The organism is Pseudomonas sp. KH_017 (assembly GCF_057840285.1).
In genome coordinates, this window is record NZ_CM174509.1 from 5,248,599 (window position 1) to 5,264,957 (window position 16,359).

Annotated in this window: 14 protein-coding genes; 8 read left to right on the forward strand and 6 right to left on the reverse strand. The window is 59.1% G+C overall.

Annotated features, from left to right (window positions below):
• The first annotated feature begins 34 nt into the window (after positions 1-34).
• The 3 genes from AC3IT6_RS23845 to rlmF all read left to right on the forward strand — a co-directional run bounded on the left by AC3IT6_RS23845 (position 35) and on the right by rlmF (position 5,735).
• Complete coding sequence (locus AC3IT6_RS23845; protein ID WP_489353224.1) at positions 35-1,351, forward strand: MFS transporter; 1,317 nt, start codon at positions 35-37, stop codon at positions 1,349-1,351.
• 240 nt (positions 1,352-1,591) lie between these two features.
• Complete coding sequence (locus AC3IT6_RS23850; RefSeq protein WP_489353226.1) at positions 1,592-4,438, forward strand: valine--tRNA ligase; 2,847 nt, start codon at positions 1,592-1,594, stop codon at positions 4,436-4,438.
• Between the two features lie 265 nt (positions 4,439-4,703).
• A complete protein-coding gene (rlmF, locus tag AC3IT6_RS23855) occupies positions 4,704-5,735 on the forward strand; it encodes a 23S rRNA (adenine(1618)-N(6))-methyltransferase RlmF (protein ID WP_489353228.1) in 1,032 nt (343 codons plus the stop codon).
• Positions 5,736-5,891: 156 nt separating this feature from the next.
• On the opposite strand, the gene AC3IT6_RS23860 is transcribed toward rlmF, so the two are convergent.
• Together AC3IT6_RS23860 and AC3IT6_RS23865 are read right to left on the reverse strand one after the other, a co-directional pair.
• Positions 5,892-6,329 (reverse strand): DUF3757 domain-containing protein, encoded by a 438-nt coding sequence (locus AC3IT6_RS23860; protein ID WP_489353230.1) that lies wholly within the window; start codon positions 6,327-6,329, stop codon positions 5,892-5,894.
• 304 nt (positions 6,330-6,633) lie between these two features.
• Positions 6,634-6,915 carry an HU family DNA-binding protein gene (locus AC3IT6_RS23865; protein ID WP_007905514.1) on the reverse strand — a complete coding sequence of 94 codons (282 nt, stop codon included), beginning with the start codon at positions 6,913-6,915 and terminating at the stop codon, positions 6,634-6,636.
• Between the two features lie 396 nt (positions 6,916-7,311).
• Between AC3IT6_RS23865 and yejK the strand changes: the two genes are divergently transcribed.
• Both yejK and AC3IT6_RS23875 read left to right on the forward strand, forming a co-directional pair.
• On the forward strand, positions 7,312-8,316 hold the full coding sequence (gene yejK / locus AC3IT6_RS23870) for a nucleoid-associated protein YejK (protein WP_008018580.1): 1,005 nt from the start codon (positions 7,312-7,314) through the stop codon (positions 8,314-8,316).
• A complete protein-coding gene (locus AC3IT6_RS23875) occupies positions 8,316-8,666 on the forward strand; it encodes a glutaredoxin family protein (protein WP_223447183.1) in 351 nt (116 codons plus the stop codon). Before yejK ends, AC3IT6_RS23875 begins: the two co-directional genes overlap by 1 nt.
• A gap of 100 nt (positions 8,667-8,766) precedes the next feature.
• Here AC3IT6_RS23875 and AC3IT6_RS23880 read toward each other — a convergent pair whose 3' ends face one another.
• The 4 genes from AC3IT6_RS23880 to AC3IT6_RS23895 all read right to left on the reverse strand — a co-directional run bounded on the left by AC3IT6_RS23880 (position 8,767) and on the right by AC3IT6_RS23895 (position 11,360).
• Complete coding sequence (locus tag AC3IT6_RS23880) at positions 8,767-9,702, reverse strand: glutathione S-transferase family protein (RefSeq protein ID WP_489353233.1); 936 nt, start codon at positions 9,700-9,702, stop codon at positions 8,767-8,769.
• A gap of 88 nt (positions 9,703-9,790) precedes the next feature.
• The gene (locus tag AC3IT6_RS23885) at positions 9,791-10,102 is read right to left on the reverse strand and encodes a GIY-YIG nuclease family protein (RefSeq protein WP_489353235.1); all 312 of its coding nucleotides are present in this window, start codon (positions 10,100-10,102) and stop codon (positions 9,791-9,793) included.
• Positions 10,103-10,142: 40 nt separating this feature from the next.
• Positions 10,143-10,613 carry a nuclear transport factor 2 family protein gene (locus AC3IT6_RS23890; protein ID WP_489353237.1) on the reverse strand — a complete coding sequence of 157 codons (471 nt, stop codon included), beginning with the start codon at positions 10,611-10,613 and terminating at the stop codon, positions 10,143-10,145.
• Positions 10,614-10,733: 120 nt separating this feature from the next.
• Complete coding sequence (locus tag AC3IT6_RS23895; RefSeq protein WP_489353239.1) at positions 10,734-11,360, reverse strand: response regulator; 627 nt, start codon at positions 11,358-11,360, stop codon at positions 10,734-10,736.
• Positions 11,361-11,833: 473 nt separating this feature from the next.
• Between AC3IT6_RS23895 and AC3IT6_RS23900 the strand changes: the two genes are divergently transcribed.
• The 3 genes from AC3IT6_RS23900 to AC3IT6_RS23910 all read left to right on the forward strand — a co-directional run bounded on the left by AC3IT6_RS23900 (position 11,834) and on the right by AC3IT6_RS23910 (position 16,339).
• Positions 11,834-12,562, forward strand: a complete 729-nt coding sequence (locus AC3IT6_RS23900) for a fimbria/pilus chaperone family protein (RefSeq protein ID WP_489353241.1) — start codon at positions 11,834-11,836, stop codon at positions 12,560-12,562.
• Positions 12,563-12,702: 140 nt separating this feature from the next.
• Positions 12,703-15,186, forward strand: a complete 2,484-nt coding sequence (locus AC3IT6_RS23905; RefSeq protein ID WP_489353243.1) for a fimbria/pilus outer membrane usher protein — start codon at positions 12,703-12,705, stop codon at positions 15,184-15,186.
• A gap of 10 nt (positions 15,187-15,196) precedes the next feature.
• The gene (locus AC3IT6_RS23910) at positions 15,197-16,339 is read left to right on the forward strand and encodes a DUF1120 domain-containing protein (RefSeq protein ID WP_489353245.1); all 1,143 of its coding nucleotides are present in this window, start codon (positions 15,197-15,199) and stop codon (positions 16,337-16,339) included.
• The last annotated feature ends 20 nt before the right edge of the window (positions 16,340-16,359 follow it).

Sequence of the window (16,359 nt, forward strand, 5' to 3'; positions counted from 1 at the left end):
TCCACTGGAGCACATGACTGTCAGGGATAACCGCATGACGAACAGCACGACTTACAGCGAATCCACACCTGCGCAACCGACGAACTCCGCCACCCGAGTGGCCACCGCGAGCTTCATCGGTACCGCCATCGAGTTCTACGACTTCTACGTCTATGCCACCGCCGCCGCACTGGTGATCGGCCCGGTGTTCTTTCCGCAGACATCCGGCACCGCCCAGATGCTTTCGGCGTTTCTAACGTTCGGTATCGCCTTCCTTGCACGCCCCTTGGGTTCAGCCCTTTTCGGTCACTTCGGCGACCGTATCGGCCGCAAGTCGACCCTGGTTGCCTCGCTGCTGCTGATGGGCGTATGCACCACGCTGATCGGCGTGCTGCCAGGTTACGACAGCATTGGCGCCTGGGCACCGATCCTGCTTTGCGTCCTGCGCTTCGGACAAGGCCTTGGATTGGGCGGTGAATGGGGTGGCGCGGCATTGCTGGCCACGGAGAACGCGCCGAAAGGCAAGCGCGCGTGGTTCGGCATGTTCCCGCAGTTGGGTCCATCCATTGGCTTTCTGGCGGCCAACGGCTTGTTCCTGACCCTGGCCGTGGTGCTGGACGATAACCAGTTCCGCTCGTGGGGCTGGCGTATTCCGTTCCTGCTCAGCGCGGCGCTGGTGATGGTCGGCCTGTACGTTCGCCTCAAGCTGCATGAGACCCCGGTATTCGCCAACGCCATGGCGCGCCAGGAACGAGTGAAGATCCCGCTGTTCGAGCTGTTCGGCCAATACTGGGTGCCTGTATTGCTGGGAGCTGGCGCGATGGTCGTGTGCTACGCGCTGTTTTACATCTCCACCGTGTTTTCCCTGAGTTACGGCGTGGCAACGCTCGGCTACAGCCGCGAGACCTTCCTCGGCCTGTTGTGCTTCGCGGTGCTGTTCATGGCTGCCGCCACCCCGCTATCGGCCTGGGCCAGCGACCGTTACGGGCGCAAACCGGTGCTGATCATCGGCGGTGTGCTGGCGATCCTGTCCGGTTTTCTCATGGAGCCGCTGTTGACCCAAGGCTCGACTTGGGGTGTGGCGCTGTTCCTGTGCATCGAACTGTTTCTGATGGGCGTGACGTTTGCGCCGATGGGTGCGCTGCTGCCGGAGCTGTTCCCCACCCACGTGCGCTACACCGGTGCCTCGGCGGCCTACAACCTGGGCGGCATCGTTGGCGCGTCCGCGGCGCCGTTCTTCGCCCAGAAACTGGTGGCGATGGGCGGGTTGAGTTACGTCGGAGGTTATGTGTCCGGGGCGGCGGTGCTGAGTTTGATTGCGGTACTGTGCCTGAAGGAAACGCGGCATAACGATTTGAATCGCATCGACTGATAGATCGCCATCGCGGGCAAGCCACGCTCCCACAGGGTTAGTGTCGTACTACCTTTTTGTGATCGACACCGACACTGTGGGAACGTGGCTTGCCCGCGATGGCGTCATTGCAGACAAAACACCCTCCGAAAAACCACAACTTTCCCCCCACCCATTGTCACCTCGCTCTACGCGCATCGGCTCATCCCCGCTATACTTCCCGGCTTTTCCTGAATAAATGCCAATAGGGTCCCGCCGCGCATGGATAAGACCTACCAGCCGCACGCCATTGAAACTTCCTGGTACAACACCTGGGAGTCAGAGAATTACTTCGCCCCGCAAGGCGCGGGCGAGTCCTACACCATCATGATCCCGCCGCCGAACGTCACCGGCAGCCTGCACATGGGTCACGGCTTCAACAACGCGATCATGGATGCCCTGATCCGTTTCCGCCGCATGCAGGGTCGCAACACCCTGTGGCAGCCGGGCACCGACCACGCCGGTATCGCCACACAGATGCTGGTAGAGCGTCAGCTCGAAGCCAAGGGCCAGAGCCGCCATGACCTGGGCCGCGAGAAATTCCTCGAGAAAGTCTGGGAGTGGAAGGATGAGTCCGGTGGCAACATCAGCCGCCAGATCCGTCGCCTCGGTTCGTCCGTAGATTGGAGCCGCGAGCGCTTCACCATGGACGACGGTCTCTCGGAAGCCGTTAAAGAAGCTTTCGTCCGCCTGCACGAAGACGGCCTGATCTATCGCGGCAAGCGCCTGGTCAACTGGGACACCAAGCTGCACACGGCGATTTCCGACCTCGAAGTGGAAAACCACGACGAGAAAGGTTTCCTGTGGAACCTGAAATACCCGCTGGCCGACGGCGCCAAGACCGCTGAAGGCAACGATTTCCTGATCGTCGCGACCACTCGCCCGGAAACCATGCTCGGCGACTCCGCCGTGGCCGTTAACCCGAACGATGAACGCTACCAAGCCCTGATCGGCAAATTTGTCGAGCTGCCACTGGTTGGCCGCCGCATCCCGATCATCGCCGACGATTACTGCGACCCTGAATTCGGCACCGGCTGTGTGAAAATCACCCCGGCCCACGACTTCAACGACTACGAAGTCGGCAAGCGTCACAACCTGCCGCTGCTGAACATCTTCGACAAGAACGCAGCGGTCCTGCCGGCCTGCCAGGTGTTCAACCTCGACGGCACACTGAACGAAACCATCGACGGCAAGATCCCGGCCGAATACGCCGGTCTCGACCGCTTCGAAGCGCGCAAGCAGATCGTGGCCGCGTTCGACTCCGCCGGCCTGTTGGTCAGCGTTGACGATCACGCCCTGAAAGTGCCGAAAGGCGACCGCTCCGGCACCGTCATCGAACCGTGGCTGACCGACCAGTGGTACGTGTCCACCAAGCCTTTGGCCGAGCCTGCGATTGCCGCCGTTGAAGACGGCCGTATCCAGTTCGTGCCGAAACAGTACGAAAACATGTACTTCTCGTGGATGCGCGACATCCAGGACTGGTGCATCAGCCGCCAGCTGTGGTGGGGCCACCGGATTCCGGCCTGGTACGACGAGTCGGGCAAGGTCTACGTCGGTCGCGACGAAGCCGAAGTGCGGGCCAAGCACAACCTCGGCCCGGACGTTGCGCTGCAACAGGACAACGACGTTCTCGACACCTGGTTCAGCTCGGGCCTGTGGACTTTCTCCACGCTGGGCTGGCCGGAGCAAACCGAGTTCCTGAAGAAGTTCCACTCCACCGACGTCCTGGTGACTGGCTTCGACATCATCTTCTTCTGGGTTGCCCGGATGATCATGCTCACCATGCATTTGGTGAAAAACGAAGACGGCACGCCGCAGGTTCCGTTCAAGACCGTGTACGTTCACGGCCTGGTACGTGATGGCCAGGGCCAGAAGATGTCCAAGTCCAAGGGCAACGTCCTGGACCCGCTGGATATTATCGACGGCATCGAGCTCGAAGCCCTGGTGCAGAAACGCACCTCCGGCATGATGCAGCCGAAACTGGCGAAGAAGATCGAGAAGCAGACCCGCGACGAGTTCGCCGAAGGCATCGCCAGCTACGGCACCGACGCCCTGCGCTTCACCTTCTGCTCGCTGGCGTCTACCGGTCGTGACATCAAGTTCGACATGGGCCGCGTCGAAGGCTATCGCAACTTCTGCAACAAGATCTGGAACGCGGCCCGCTACGTGCTGGACAAGGGCGAAGACTGCGGCCAGAACGGCGAAGCCTTTGAGCTGTCCCTGGCCGACCGCTGGATCATTTCGCAGCTGCAACGCACCGAAGCCGAAGTGACCCGTCAACTCGACCAGTTCCGTTTCGACCTGGCCGCACAAGCCTTGTACGAGTTCATCTGGAACCAGTATTGCGACTGGTACCTGGAACTGTCCAAGCCTGTGCTGTGGGACGAAAACGCTCCAGTTGAACGCCAGCGCGGCACCCGTCGCACCCTGGTGCGCGTACTGGAAGTCGCCCTGCGCCTGGCGCACCCGTTCATGCCGTTCATCACCGAAGAAATCTGGCAGCGCATCGCACCGCTGGCCGGCATCGATGGCAAGACGATCATGCTGCAACCTTGGCCGGTGGCCAACGAAACACGCATCGATCAGGCCGCCGAAGATGACATCGAATGGCTCAAGGGCCTGATGCTCGGCACTCGTAACATCCGTGGCGAAATGAACATCGGCCCGGGCAAACCCCTGCCGCTGTTCCTGAAGAACGTCAGCGCCGAGGACCAGCGTCGCCTGACCGAGAACGAAGCCCTGCTGAAGAAGCTGGCGCGCCTCGAATCGATCACCGTACTGGCCGCTGGCGAAGAAGCACCGCTATCCGCCACCGCGCTGGTCGGCGAGATGGAAGTGCTGGTGCCAATGGCCGGCTTGATCGACAAAGGTGCGGAACTGGCGCGTCTGGACAAGGAAATCCAGCGTCTGCAAGGTGAAGTGCAACGAGTCGGCGGCAAGCTGTCCAACGCCGGTTTCGTTGACAAGGCGCCAGCCGAAGTCATCGAGAAAGAACGCGCCAAACTGGCCGAGGCCGAACAGGCTTTGGGCAAGTTGGCCGAGCAGCATGCGCGAATTGCCAGCCTGTAAGGGTAAATCGCAATAAATGAGGGAAGCCCATGCGGCTTCCCTTTTTTATGCCTGCCACTTCCCGACTAACCAATGAAGATCCCTGTGGGAGCGGGCTTGCCCGCGATGAGGCCATCACATCCAACATATGTGTTGTCTGTCACACCGCCATCGCGAGCAAGCTCGCTCCCACAGGGTTATTTGCAGATTGCTACAGTTGGGTTCACATCGGCCGGATGTGGGACAATGCCCGCCACTTTTAGCCATACCCGAATCGACCACCGCCATGACCGCCCCCCGCTCCCCCAAGCCTGCGCGCAAAAAGCCTGCCCCGAAGACCCCGGCCACGGCCGTCGCCCCGAAGGAAAAGGCCAGCCTGCACCCGCGCAATCGCCATCAGGGTCGCTACGACTTTCCGACGCTGATCAAAAGCGCCCCGGAACTGAAGAAATTCGTGATCATCAATCCCTACGGCAAGGAAAGCATCGACTTCGCCAGCCCGGAAGCCGTGCGGGTGTTCAACCGGGCGCTGCTCAAGTCGTTCTATGGCATCGCTCACTGGGACATTCCGGCCGACTACCTGTGCCCACCGGTGCCAGGCCGTGCCGATTACGTGCACTTCCTCGCCGACCTGCTGGCCAGCGGCAATGACGGTGTGATCCCCCGTGGCGCCGCCGTGAAGGTACTGGACATCGGCATGGGCGCCAACTGCGTGTATCCGCTGATCGGCTACAGCGACTATCGCTGGCAGTTCCTCGGTTCCGATATCGATGCGACCGCCATCGCCGCGGCGAAGGCCATCATTCAATCCAATGGCTTGAACAAAGCGATCCAGGTACGCCAGCAGAGCCACCCCAAGCAGATCCTCACAGGCCTGCTGGAGAGTGCAGAGCGGTTCGACCTGACCATGTGCAACCCGCCATTCCACGCCTCGCTGGACGAGGCCACACGGGGCAGCACGCGCAAATGGCGCGCCCTGGGCAAAGCCGATCCGAAACGCAAGTTGCCGGTGTTGAACTTTGGCGGCCAGTCGGCCGAGTTGTGGTGCGAAGGCGGAGAAGTACGCTTCGTGACCCAATTGGTCAGCGAAAGCGTGCAGGTAGCCCAGCAGGTGCTGTGGTTCAGTACATTGGTGTCAAAGGCGTCGAACCTGCCGGCGATCCAAACCGCCCTGAAAAAGGCCGGCGCCCTGGAAAGTCAGGTAGTGGAAATGTCCCAAGGGCAGAAGCAGAGCCGCTTCGTCGCCTGGACCTTCCAGACCAAAGCGCAGCAACAGGCCTGGCGTCAGGCACGATGGTCGAAGGCTACAGCTGAGTAAAAAACTCAAACGCACAAAAAAGCCGTGCCCGGATGACTTCTGGACACGGCTTTTAACCAGCCTCAACGGTTAACAGTGACGCTCAGACCTGTAACACAAACTGATTGACAACTTTCCAGACAATTTCGACAACAGTAAAGTTCATGCAACTTCGTTTCAGCGTTTTGCTGCACGAACAATCTCTTTGAACGCACAGGCACGCGCCTCTTTACTATCGCAGTAATACCGAGTCAGCCACTCTGACCATGGCCCTTCGGTATCAATACTTACCATAGTACCCTCTCGCTTGTACCTCATATCCAGATCCCCCCCATTTTGCAGCATGTAACCACAACGCAGGATTTCACCGACGACAGTGCTACCTTCAGCCTCTTTGCGAGGTGCGAATATCGACACTTCGAACTCACCTACCGGCCCACGCCCGGTTTGCGAAACACCGTACCATTCCCCCTCTCCACTTGCTGTCGGGGCTCTATAGGAACCTGGTGCAAACTCCTTGATGTCAGATGGGCTTGGGCAGTACTCGGTAACATTTGCCAAAGCCTGGCCGGACACTAGTAACGATACGCACATCAACAACTGTTTAAGTTTCATAAAAACGTCCCTGTAACCAACAACTGAAATTTGGTTTTGGCTTTTTACGCAAAGCCAAGCGCTACGCCTTATTGATACTACCGACCCAAGGCGCACACTCAACTATCAGTTCTGTAGGAGCGTTCGTTTTATAAAGAGAGAAAAGTGCAATTCAGCGCAAACGACTATTCCTGTCAGATATGCGGGTAACAATTACTTTCAAACATATGGATTATCCCAACAATCTACCTTACGTAAATCGTTACAACGCCCACAAAAAAACCGTGCCCGGATTGCTCCGGTGCACGGTTTTTTTTAACAAGTCTTACTTGTTAACAGCGTCGGTCAGGCCTTTGGCCACAACCAGCTTGATCACTTTCTTGGCAGCGATTTCGATGGCAGCGCCAGTCGAAGGGTTACGGCCAGTACGGGCAGGGCGCTCAGTCACTTTCAGTTTGCCGATACCTGGCAGAGTGATTTCGCCGCCGTTTTCCAGCTGATCGGCAACGATTTGGCCCAGTTGGTCCAGAGCGTTACGCGCGGTGGTTTTCGGCGCGTCGATAGCTTCAGCGATGTCGGCGATCAGTTGGTCTTTAGTAAGAGCCATTTAGTGTTCCTTCCCTATCAAATTCATATGGATTGCACAGTGCAATGTCAGCCATCGAGCCCGATCTTTTGGATCCGGCACCCTCGGCCAAATAACCTCGGGATCGGGGTTATAGATACCGAAATCAGGGTTTGGTTCGACCTGACAAATGCTGACTGCACGCTTAACGCAGTGACTTCGCGCAAGACCGGGCAAAGCTAGCACACAGACGTGGAAATATCCGCCTCTAGCTACCCATTTGGTCAGCTTTATTGCGCTAAAACATGAAAAAAACGCATAAGCGCCGCCGGTCGCCCGCCAATTGCCCTTCGCACCGCGCCAAAACCAGTGGTTGCGGTACACTGGGCGCTTTTTCGGGGGAGCACGCCCTCCTCTCTTCATTCAGCCGAGAAGCCCATGCCGATCCGTCATTGCATCGTCCACCTGATCGACAAAAAACCCGACGGCACACCTGCAGTTCTCCACGCCCGTGACTCTGAACTGGCTGAGTCCGCGGCCATCGAGAACATGCTCGCCGACCTCAACGAAAGCTATAACGCCAAACAGGGTAAAGCCTGGGGCCTGTTCCATCCGGAATCCGGTGCGTTCCCGTTCAGCGGCTGGCTGAAGGAGTACCTAGAGGGCGGCCAGGATTTCACCGCGTTCAGCCGCGTGGCGGTCGAGCACCTGCAGAAACTGATGGAAGAATCGAACCTGTCGGTCGGCGGCCATGTGCTGTTCGCACACTATCAGCAAGGCATGACCGACTACCTGGCCATCGCCCTGCTGCACCACAGTGAAGGCGTGGCCGTGACCGACGAACTGGACGTGACCCCGTCACGCCACCTCGACCTTGGCCAGTTGCACCTGGCCGCGCGGATCAACGTTTCCGAGTGGCAGAACAACAAACAATCCAAGCAGTACATTTCGTTCATCAAAGGCAAGAACGGCAAAAAGGTTTCGGAGTATTTCCGCGACTTCATTGGCTGTCAGGAAGGCGTCGACGGTCCGGGTGAAACCCGCACCCTGCTCAAAGCCTTCAGTGATTTCGTTGAAAGCGAAGACCTGCCGGAAGACGACGCCCGCGAGAAGACCAAGACCCTGGTGGATTACGCCAGCAGCCAGGCCAAGCTCGGTGAGCCGATGGGCCTGGAAGAGTTGTCGGGGCTGATCGACGAAGAACGCCCGAAAGCCTTCTACGATCACATCCGCAACAAGGATTACGGCCTTTCGCCGGAAATCCCGGCCGACAAACGCACCCTGAACCAGTTCCGCCGGTTCACTGGCCGCGCCGAAGGCCTGTCGATCAGTTTCGAAGCACACCTGCTGGGCTCGAAGATCGAGTACGACGAAGAAGCCGGCACGCTGATCATCAAGGGCCTGCCCACTTCGCTCACCGATCAGCTGAAGCGTCGCAACTGATGCTCGGCGGCGTACTGAAGAAATTCCTGCTGATCCTGTTGGTGGTCGTGGCCTATCAGAACTGGGGCAAGATCGAGCGGGTGTTCAATCCATCGCAAGTGGTGCCAGCGCAGACCCAGGCCAAGGCCAACGTCGTGCTCTACGCCACTGAATGGTGTGGTTACTGCAAGCTGACCCGGCGCTTCCTCGATCAGAAAGGCATTGCGTACAAGGAATTCGATATCGAGAAGGATGCTGCCGCGCGCGAGGACTATCAGGCGCTGGGCGGTGGCGGCATTCCAATTATCGATGTGAACGGGACGCTGATTCGCGGGTATGACCCGGATGCGATTCTGGCTGCGTTGAATTAACTGTGGGAGCGAGCTTGCTCGCGATGAGGCCAACACAGCCAACAATCTTGTTGAATGTCAGTCCGCCATCGCGAGCAAGCTCGCTCCCACAAGGTTTTTTTCAGCAGGCTTCAATCCGGAAACCAAACCGCGGAAAGTGCACATGCACCACACCGCCACGCTCGTCCTCTCGCCGTACAGTCAGTTCTTCGCGGCCGGCAAACAACAACTCCCCCGCCACCGGATCCACGCCGTAGTCCGTGGCTGCGATCACTACCTGCTGACCCGCCTTGAATCCATTGGGATCGACGAACTGCTCATCCGGCAATGCCGCTGGCGTGGACGCGCGCGCCACTGCCAGAGCCTCCTCGGAACTCATCTCGCTGGATGCACCATGACCGAAGCCCATTACCCGCGCATGCCATGCATTGACTGCCGGATAAGTCTCGACCAGCGGAGCCGTCACCGGTGTGGCCTTGAGGAACCAGAGGCAATGAGCCAAGGCGAAGTCGGCAATCGAAGGCTCACCGAACAGGAAATCCCCCTCTTCGCGCTGCAACTGCAACTCCAGGCGCGACATGATCGTTGGCCACTGATGCTTGGCCTGTTCGGTGGACAGTTTTGTCGCGCTACCTCCGCTGAACAAACCGGCACGGTCGGCCAGAAACGCCTTGATCGCTTCCGGCGACAAATTGCCAAAGCGCACCGCTATCGATTCCGGCTGGAACACCAGGCTCACCGCATGCTGGAACACCACGGAGTCGGCCCAGGCTGCAAACGATGCAGTGATCATTTCCTGACCTTCCGGGAAGAACGCAGGCAAGGCTTTTTCCTGCTCCAGTCGCCGGGCAATCAATGCCGTGTCGCAATAAATATCCGCACCGACCTGCAACACCGGTGTCTTGCGGTAGCCACCGGTCAACGCCGTGAGATCCGGTTTTGGCATCACTGGCGAGATCTTCACCGAGCGCCAGGACAAGCCCTTGAAGCCCAGCAGCAGGCGAGCCTTCTCGGCAAAGGGGGACGTCGGGTAATGATGCAGAATCAACTCGGACATGCTCGGCTCCGCCGCAAGGATCAGGAGTCCGCAGCTTAGCGCGCAATCACCTGGCAGCCTACAGATCTGCCTGATGGGAACTGATCAGTCAGAGTGATGAGTCAGGGGCGGCACTCGCCACCAGGCATTCCTTGGCGCTCTTCTTGAGTTTTTTGATCAGCCGTTCCTGACGCAACGCATCGCTTTTGTCGCGACAGCGTTCGGTGTAGACCAGGGCCATGGCAGGACTGGAAAGAAAGAATCGCGCGCCCTTGCCGCTTTGATGCTTGGCGAAGCGACGCACGGGATCATCGCTGATCCCACAATAGAGCGAACCGTTTGCCGCGCGAACGAGGTAGACGAACCAGGTTTTGTTCGCGGGTGTGTCGGCGTCGACAGGGCTTTCGCTGAGGGTGGTCACGTAACGATCAGGGCTTGAAAGGAAACAAGCCGCGATCTTATCAGCGACTGGCCTGGAATGCCTTCAGGCCCTTCAACGCCTGCGCGCGAACGGCGTTGCGAACAATTGGCGTCCAGCCCAGCAGCAGGCCTTTGAAACCCAACGCCTGACGCGACCAGGTCCATAGATCGAAACTGTCGTGATGTTCGCAAATCTTGCCATCACGGAAGATGAAACGCGCCTGGATATCGTTGACCACGGTGTTGCCGGTCTGGCTGAACAGATAGGTCGCGACCCAATGGGCACCACCAGTGCGCTCGTCGGCGTGAACATGATCGAAAGTCAGGGAAAAGTCCTTGGCACGCGTGGTCAGCATGCGCCACATGTCACCGGCATCGCGACCACGAAGCTCGCCGAACGCAGGGTCACTGAACACCACATCATCGGTGTAGCAGGCAGCCATGGCTTCGGCATCCAGGCGCTGGAAAGCCTGGTAGAAACGGGTGATCAAGGCGCTATGGGCTTCACTCATTTGCGGGTTCCCCTGGATATGCACAATGGCTTCGAAAGATGGCCTGCACGATAGTCTGCAAATGCACCGAACACTATCGGCATTCATGACGGAAATAACGCGGTGATTATTCACGTCATTTCAGTACGACATTCCGTTGTCTCGGGCGTAGGAAAAAAGATCAACGTCCGTGGAAATACCCAGCCTGTGCATGGCCATGTTCTTTTGTTTACTGATGGTCGACACGCTGCGTTTGAAGTGAATGGCGATTTCGCTGACGGTCATGCCACTGGCGAGCATTCGGACCACTTCGTGCTCCTTGGCCGACAGTGGCGATTCGTGCAGCTGATTACGGGTGTTGGCCAGCAGCGTGCGCAGGGACTCGCTGAGGTAGCGGCGCCCTTGCTGTACCGCATTGATTGCCAGGGGCAACTCCTTCGCCGATGCAGTTTTGGCGACGATGGCCATCGCCCCTTGAGCCAACGCAGCCCTTGCCGTCGCCACACTGGTAAACATCGTTACCAGAATGATCGGCAAGGCCGGGTAAAGGCGTTGAATCGTACTCAACATTTTCAAGCCATCGGCCTGCTGCCCTCCCGGCATGGAGAAGTCAGTGATCAGCAGGTCGCAAGACGTGCTTGAAAGCAGATTCATCAGGCTGTCGGCACTGTCGGCCTCGCCGACGATCACGCATCGTCGGCTGGCGTTGATGAGTATGCGTAGTCCGACTCGAACGACGGAATGGTCGTCAGCAATTACGACTCGCATTGTGGGATACCTCCTGCTTGTGGCGCAAAGGCGCGGAAAATAGCGCCGTTCTTCACCCCTCCACAACGCCCCGAAAAAACCTCTAACGTCACATCCTCAATGTATTCAATGGGCTAACTCTTTGCCCATCCAACAAATAGATGGTTCCTACATTACAGCGCGCTGAAGACTACGCAGGAGGGCTGTTACCAAAGAATTCTTCGTCAGAAAACGTTACGTAGTCCGCAACACTCTTTCATACATGCCCCCCTCTCTTTTCGTACTAGTTGCATTCCTCCCGCTCCGCCTGCTCGCTAAATTGCGGTCTACCAAGCAGTCCGGCCATACCTGCACAGAACTGCGCTCACTCTCTACCTGACTATCGAATACATGAACAAGACGCCAATGACCCTGCGCACTGAACGCTTACCCACGGAATCCCTGCGTTACCTGTATTGCGAGCCATGCCAACGGTCTTTTATCCGGGATTTTCAATGAAAGACATCAAGAAGATACTTTTGAAGCAGGTACGCCGTTTGACCCATGCGGGCATCGGTGCATGCGCCCTGGTATGGACCGCGCAGGCTCACGCTGACGGCATGGTGCCCGATACCTCTGTGGTTATCGTCAATGAAGCCAACGGGGAAACTGCTGTATCGGTGACCAATACCGATGCCAGCCTGGCACTGCTACACGTCACCATCGAAGACATTCCCGAAGACACCGAGCCACTGGTGTTCGTGACGCCACCATTGGCACGCGTCGAAGCCTCCAGGACGCAGTTGGTGCGCTTCATCCTGCAATCAGAAAAACCCCTGCTCACCCAGCGTTTGAAGCGGGTGATCTTTGAAGGCATCCCCCAAGGCAAATCTGCTCCCGAAGCCGGGCATGCCCGTGTGGGTGTGACGGTGCGCCAGAACCTGCCGATCATCCTTCACCCCGCAGGCCTGGCGCCCAATCGCACACCGTGGACCGACCTGAAATGGTCGCTACAGGATGGTCAACTGACCGTACGCAACGAAACACCTTATGTCGTACGCCTGGCTCAGGAAGTACAACTGCTGCCTTCCGGGAGCGGTGCAACGCTACCGCGAACCTACGTGCTGCCTGGTGACCACATCAGCATTTCAGCCCCCGTAAAGGCAGCCACCCAGGTTCGAATTCATCCCGCGACGGTCTATGGCTTTGCTGTGCCGCCCTATGACGCGCTGCTCGCCCCCTGAAACTGACACCACCGATAGCGCCGTGCAGGGAATAGCTGGCGCCAATATTTCAAGGTGACGGCCTGTTTTTCCGTCGCTGCATGCAGGCCTGAAGCCGTAGCGGAATAGGCCAGCACACCGGCAAACCCCAAGTGAACCTCATGAACACCGTATTGAAATACCGTGATGGCAAAGCCATGCCTGCGATTCGGGCGATCCGCAAACTCCCTCGTCTGTCGCGACTTCGTACCGGCATGGTGCTGCTGCTAAGCAACGTAGTGATGGGGACCGACGCCTATGCCGAAGATCTCAATGACGCTTCGTTGCAGACTTCGTTCGACCAGAAGATGCTGACACAACGCGGAATCGACCCAGGCCTTGCAAACCTGCTACTGGCCACTCCGCGCTTCACCGCCGGCCGAAATCCGATCACCCTCACGGTGAATGGCCTGCGCCGTGGCCGGGTAGACGTCTCGTTCAACCAGGAAGGCGCGCCGTGCTTTGACCGTGGCCTGCTCGATGCGGCAAACGTGATCGTGCCACCAGCCCCGAGCAGCGACAAAGGCTGTTTCGATGTACTCGGCACCTGGCCGCAAGCCCGAATCGAACAGGATCCGGCCAACCTCGGCCTGTCATTGATAGTGCCCACCCAGGCGATACGTCCCACAGTCCGGGATATCTCTGGTTACCAAACCGGTGGAATCGCCGGGTTACTCAACTACGACGTCAACAGCCTTCACAGCCAATACGGCAGTCAATCTAACCGCTACCTGTCGGCCAATACCGAAGCCGGTTTCAATGCCGGCGACTGGATTGTCCGCAGTCGTCAGGTGCAGACCTGGCAGAACGATGTGTCACGCACCACTCACCTGGCGGCTTACGCCCAGCGCACCTTTGCCAGCCATGAGACGGTGCTTCAAGCGGGACAGGTCAATCTCTACAACCCGGTACTGGCCGGCGCGCAGATCACCGGCGTCCAGGTCATGACCGAGCAGGCGCTCCAGATCGAAGGCCAAAGCAATCCCATCGAAGGGATTGCTCGTAGCCAGGCTCAGGTCGAAATTCGGCAGAACGGTTCGCTGATCCACTCGACAGTGGTGCCGGCAGGACCGTTTTCCCTGAGTAACGTGCGTCGGCTCGACGGTCGCTCCGATGTTGAAGTCACGGTCAAGGAAGCGGATGGCAGCGAGCAACGCTTCACGGTCCCCGTCGCCATGCTTGGCGTTGGCCTGCCGGCTCCCGGCTTTTCGCTGGCCGCCGGCCAGGTACGCAGTCTCGGCGCGGCGCAGAACGGCGACCCCTGGGTGATCAGCGGCGGCTGGAGCGGAGCACTCAACCCCTATGCCCTGCTCAGCACCGGCGCCACGGGGACCGCCGACTACCGTGCGGCGGGCGCAGGTCTTGGCCTGCTGCCAGGGCCCGACACACAGATCCAGACCACCCTGCAAGCGGCCGACACCAGCACCCGCCAAGCCGACAGAGGGCTGCAGGCCGACCTGAATATTTCGCAACGCCTGGGTGAGCAGTGGTCGATCAATGCCGGCACTTCGCACCGGACCTTCGGCTATCGCGAACTGTCGGAGGCCGTATTCGACACTCAGTCGGATCGCAGTCAGTCGCGTTACCGTGACCAGCAAAGCCTGTCGCTGGCCTGGTCAACTCCCGGGCTTGGCGCCTTCAGCAGCGGCTTCAGTCGTTCAACGACATTCGACGGACAAAGCAGCAGTCGCGCCCTGGCATCCTGGGGCACCCGGATCGGTGGCGTGTCGGTGTCGGCCACGGCGCAATGGCAAGTCAGCGGCACCCAACGTAGCGACGACAGTGTTTACCTGAGCCTGAGTATTCCACTGGGTGAAAGCCGTCGAGCCCGCACCTGGGTACGCCGTTCCGCTGGCGAATACCGCAGCGGTGTCGGCTTGAACGAACAGATCAACGACCAGTTGAGTTACCGGGTCGGCGTTGAACACGACACACGAGACAAACAAGTGCAGTCCTCGGCAGGGGTTTCCCTGTTGCCGCGCTACAGCCAATTGGACTTGAGCTACACCCGCTCCGATGCCGAACACTCCAGCTACCAGATTGGCGCGCGTGGCGGCGCTGTGCTGCACGGCGACGGCTTGACGTTATCGCCATACCCCGTACGGGACACCTTCGCGCTGCTTTCGGTAGGCGATACGAGCGCCATCAAAGTCTCGACCCCCAGCGGTCCGGTCTGGACCGATTGGCAAGGTCACGCCGTGGTTCCTCAAGTGAGCGCCTATGGTCGTAGCCCGATAGAAGTCGACACCCGCTCACTGCCACGCAACCTCGATATCAACAACGGACTGGCCGTGGTTTCCGCCGGGCGCGGGGCCGTCGACAAGGTCGAATTCGGTGTCACGTTGACCCGTCGTGCCTTGCTCAAAGTTACCACGGACAACGGTGCCCCCCTGCCCCGTGGCGCGACAGTAAGCAGCGCAAACGGTGAGTTCGTCACGCTCGCTCAAGAAGGGGGATTGGTATTTCTGCCCAACGTCCTCGACACCCCCGACCTGTGGATAACCGCACCGGGGCTGGAGCGCTGCGAACTGCGTTTCGAACTGCCGGCCAAGGCCAATACCCAGGTGTATTACGAGACCGCCGCCGCCCAGTGCCGAGCACTTTAAGGATGACCCTATGAAGCTGTCCCGCCCATTGCTGTTGACACTCGCCACACTGATGTTGAGCGGACTCACGCCTCAGGCCTGGGCGCTCACCGATGAATGCCAGCTCACCTTGAGTCAGACGGTACTCGATTACGGCTTGATGAATCGGGCAATACGCGCCAATACCGCCGCAGAGCAGCCACTGGGCGAACGCCGCCTGAGCCTGAACCTGAACTGCTTACAACCCACCGACATGACCCTGTTCTACCGCGCCATGGCAGCGACTGCCGAGCGCTTTCGCTTTACCGAGCACGGCAGCTATGCCGTGCGCATGGGGGACGCCGTACTCGATGGGCAACCGGTGGACCTGGGCCTGATTTCCGCCATCGGCCAGGTACCCGAAGAAGCCGCTTCGAGTCTGCTTTGGCGACCGCAGCAGGCGATCGTTCCGGTTCGAGGCGGTGTAGCGGTGCAAGGGCAAAGCCTTACGGCGCAACTGGAACTGACAGCCTGGGCGCAGAAAAAAGCATTGCAGGTACGTGATGCCGTTGTCTGGGAAACCACCGGCCTGTTCGATGCGGTCGCTACGGGACGCTCAAGGGAGATAACCCTGCGCGCCAGTCTCGTGCCCGCCGCGTGCAACGTGGAACTGTCCAATGGCGGCCTGGTGGATTTCGGGCGGTTATCGATAAACGACCTGAACCCCGACAAAGGCACCCGACTGCCACCCAAGGATTTGACCCTGCGGGTTGGCTGCGACGCACCGGCACAATTTGCCCTGGTCATGCATGACAACCGCTCAGGCTCGGCGACGGTCAACAGCGAGATTTACTACGGACTGGGTCTGGACAACCGCAGCAACAAGATTGGCCTGTACTCACTGAATGTCGACCCCGCCAACGCCAGCGCCGACAGCTTCACCCGTGTGTATCGAACCGATTCCACCACCCAAGGCGCGGCCTGGAGCACCTCCAGTTCGAACCCCATACCGATCGCCCGGAAAAGCTACCTGGGCTTTACCGACAGCGCCGCCAGCACTGCGGGGCCGACCTCGATCCAGAACCTCACAACCACGGTAACGGTCGATGCCGTCATTGCCCCCACCGCCAATCTGGACCTGAGCAGCGCCGTTCACCTCGACGGCTCAGGGACGATCGAAATTCTTTACCCGTAACACCCACCCGGCCTTGTTGA

Bases quoted from the DNA above. Each gene is read 5' to 3' on its own strand.
- AC3IT6_RS23890 (WP_489353237.1), bottom strand. From the start codon at position 10,613: ATGAGTGAAGCCCATAGCGCCTTGATCACCCGTTTCTACCAGGCTTTC.
- AC3IT6_RS23880 (WP_489353233.1), bottom strand. From the start codon at position 9,702: ATGTCCGAGTTGATTCTGCATCATTACCCGACGTCCCCCTTTGCCGAG.
- AC3IT6_RS23905 (WP_489353243.1), top strand. From the start codon at position 12,703: ATGAACACCGTATTGAAATACCGTGATGGCAAAGCCATGCCTGCGATT.
- AC3IT6_RS23845 (WP_489353224.1), top strand. From the start codon at position 35: ATGACGAACAGCACGACTTACAGCGAATCCACACCTGCGCAACCGACG.
- AC3IT6_RS23895 (WP_489353239.1), bottom strand. From the start codon at position 11,360: ATGCGAGTCGTAATTGCTGACGACCATTCCGTCGTTCGAGTCGGACTA.
- AC3IT6_RS23910 (WP_489353245.1), top strand. From the start codon at position 15,197: ATGAAGCTGTCCCGCCCATTGCTGTTGACACTCGCCACACTGATGTTG.
- AC3IT6_RS23900 (WP_489353241.1), top strand. From the start codon at position 11,834: ATGAAAGACATCAAGAAGATACTTTTGAAGCAGGTACGCCGTTTGACC.
- AC3IT6_RS23875 (WP_223447183.1), top strand. From the start codon at position 8,316: ATGCTCGGCGGCGTACTGAAGAAATTCCTGCTGATCCTGTTGGTGGTC.
- AC3IT6_RS23860 (WP_489353230.1), bottom strand. From the start codon at position 6,329: ATGAAACTTAAACAGTTGTTGATGTGCGTATCGTTACTAGTGTCCGGC.
- AC3IT6_RS23850 (WP_489353226.1), top strand. From the start codon at position 1,592: ATGGATAAGACCTACCAGCCGCACGCCATTGAAACTTCCTGGTACAAC.
- rlmF (WP_489353228.1), top strand. From the start codon at position 4,704: ATGACCGCCCCCCGCTCCCCCAAGCCTGCGCGCAAAAAGCCTGCCCCG.
- yejK (WP_008018580.1), top strand. From the start codon at position 7,312: ATGCCGATCCGTCATTGCATCGTCCACCTGATCGACAAAAAACCCGAC.
- AC3IT6_RS23865 (WP_007905514.1), bottom strand. From the start codon at position 6,915: ATGGCTCTTACTAAAGACCAACTGATCGCCGACATCGCTGAAGCTATC.